Source organism: Propionicimonas sp. (assembly GCF_047606205.1).
GTDB lineage: Bacteria > Actinomycetota > Actinomycetes > Propionibacteriales > Propionibacteriaceae > Propionicimonas.
This window is the reverse complement of record NZ_JASGES010000078.1, coordinates 1-2528: the sequence shown is the minus strand read 5'-3', so window position 1 is coordinate 2528 and position 2528 is coordinate 1. Positions and strand designations below refer to the sequence as shown.

Sequence of the window (2528 nt, the reverse complement as noted above, 5' to 3'; positions counted from 1 at the left end):
CGATCGGCAGATCGGCCACAATGGCGACCTCGACGACTTCGCCGCCTGGGCGGCGAACCCCGAGGCGATCGATTATCTGGCGCGCTCCACGGCACGCGCGCCGCAGTCTGCCGGTTTGTGAGAGGGGCCCGAACGAAATGACGACACCGCAGCCGGCGATGCTGAAATGGGACAATGAAACGCTGTCCCGATTCTGGGGCTATTACTCGCAGTTTCCCGAGCTGTATTTCAGTCGTCAGAAGGGGCGCGACGTCATCAAGTTCGTCAGCGGCATGATCCCGAAGAACGCCACGGTGCTCGACTATGGCTGCGGGCCCGGACATCTTCTGCCGTATCTTCTGGATGAAGGTTACACCGTGCTGGGCGCCGATATCTCGCTGGAGACGATCGGCTCCGCGGTGAACGTTCGGGGCCGCGACAACTTCATGGGCTTCGACACGATCGACGGACTGCTGAGCAGCGAACGCAAGTTCGATGCGATCTTTCTGCTCGAAGTCATCGAGCATCTCGACGATCAGGCGCTCGAACTGACTCTCAGCCAGGCGCGCCGCCTTCTCAAGAAGGGTGGCTTGTTCGTCGTCACGACTCCTAACGAAGAGCGGCTCGAGGACAGCATGGTGTATTGCCCCGTCGCAAACGTCATCTACCATCGTTGGCAGCACATGCGAAGCTGGTCGGCGGCGCAACTGGCGGATACGTTGTCGTCGCGGGGATTTCACGACGTGAAAGTGGAAACGCGAAATTTTCGCGACATCAGCACGCCGAAGGTGTCGCAAGGCAAGCTTCTGATATCGGAAATTTTCAATCGATTCCGGAAACCGCAATCGATTTTGGCGACGGCCCGTGGATGAGCCGCGCTCCCGCGCCTGAATGTCGGCGCGCGGATGGGCGAAGTGATTGAGGTCGAGACAATTGGCTACGCTGTCGCAATTGCAGGAAGCTTTCGGGCATCGCTATCAAATCGAAGCGGAGGCTGATAGCCACGGCGATATCGTCGCAGGGCGGCTGGTCGACAACGCTGGCGGCCAGATCGTCCCGATCGTCGATGGCATTTCACGCTTCGTGACGGGCGAAAACTACGCGGACGGTTTTGGTCTCCAGTGGAACGTATTTCGGTCGACCCAGCTCGACAGTAGGTCGGGTCGGAAGCTGTCGTTTCAGCGCTTCTGGGAAGGTACCAAGTGGCGCCCGCGGGATGTCTACGGCAAGAGGGTACTGGAGGCGGGATCTGGTGCCGGGCGTTTCACCGAAGTGCTGCTCGATGCCGGAGCTATCGTCACGACCTTCGACTTGAGCGAGGCGGTTGTCGCAAATCGTCTCAACAACGCGACCGGCGGCGAGGTCGTGTTCTTTCAGGGCAACATCTACGACATTCCCTGTCAGGATGCGGTGTTCGACTATGTATTTTGCTACGGGGTGCTGCAACACACACCTGAGCCGGATCGCGCCTTCCAGGCACTCGTTCAGAAAGTTAAGCCCGGCGGACGGATCAGTATCGACTACTATCTCAAGCACGACCGCTTGGACCCATTCAATCAGCCGAAGTATTTCTGGCGCCGCTGGACCGTGGATATGCCACCGCGCAAGTTGCTGTCGATCATTCGGGCATACATGCCGCTATGGCTGCCGATCGATACGTTCATTCGGCGAATCCCGTTTCTTGGCCCGAAGCTCCTTGGCGTGTTGCGGATTCCATGTTGGAACTATCTGCGCAGCGGATTGACCCGCGAGCAGAGGCTCGAATGGGCGATCCTAGACACCTTCGATGCGTTGTCGGCGCGCTACGATACGCCGCGCACGCTGGATGAAGTCCGGCACATGGTCGAGCAGGTCGAGGGGCTAGATGACATCGAAGTCTTCTACGGCAGCAACGGGGTCGTCGCCAATGCGAGGCGGATGTGAGCTCCAGGCCGCTCTCTGTCGCGCATCTTGGCCAGTCGGACAGTGAAGGCGGCGCCAACAAGGCGGCGTTCCGGATCCATCGGACGCTGCTGGGGCTGGGGCTGAACTCGACGTTCCATGTCGGGCGGAGATCGAAGGACGACCCTACGGTGGTGCCGGCGCATTGGCCGGGCGTCGGGCGGTTCGGCAGCGACGTCGTCGCCTATCTTAATGCCCGCGCGCTGCGCCGCTATCCGGGGCGGCCTCCGACCCCGTTCTCGCCGATGCGGTTCAGCTACGGCCGGATCGACCCGCGCAGCTTCGCCGCCGCCGACGTGGTGTGCCTGCATTGGGTCGCCGGCGCGTTTCTCGACGCCCGCCGGCTCCACGCCATCGGCAAGCCGATTGTGTGGCGGCTGTCCGATATCTGGCCTTTCAGCGGGGGCTGCCACTATCCCGGTGCTTGCATCCGTTTTGAGCAGGCCTGCGGCGAGTGCCCGCAGCTAAACAGCGCTGATGCCGGCGATCTGTCGCGCGACGGGCATCGACGGCGCGAGCAGGGGTACCGCGGACTCGACATCACGGTGGCGGCGCCGAGCCGCTGGATCGCAGATCTCGCCCGACGCTCCAGCCTGTTCGGCGGCCGG

At 61.9% G+C, this 2528-nt stretch carries 3 protein-coding genes; all 3 read left to right on the top strand.

What is annotated here, in order from left to right:
* The first annotated feature begins 137 nt into the window (after positions 1-137).
* Complete coding sequence (locus QM633_RS05220; RefSeq protein WP_415152671.1) at positions 138-851, top strand: class I SAM-dependent methyltransferase; 714 nt, start codon at positions 138-140, stop codon at positions 849-851.
* A 79-nt stretch (positions 852-930) separates the two neighbouring features.
* Complete coding sequence (locus QM633_RS05215) at positions 931-1902, top strand: class I SAM-dependent methyltransferase (RefSeq protein WP_415152670.1); 972 nt, start codon at positions 931-933, stop codon at positions 1900-1902.
* On the top strand, positions 1899-2528 hold a 630-nt coding region (locus QM633_RS05210; protein ID WP_415152669.1), incomplete at its 3' end, for a hypothetical protein. The genes QM633_RS05215 and QM633_RS05210, both read left to right, overlap by 4 nt.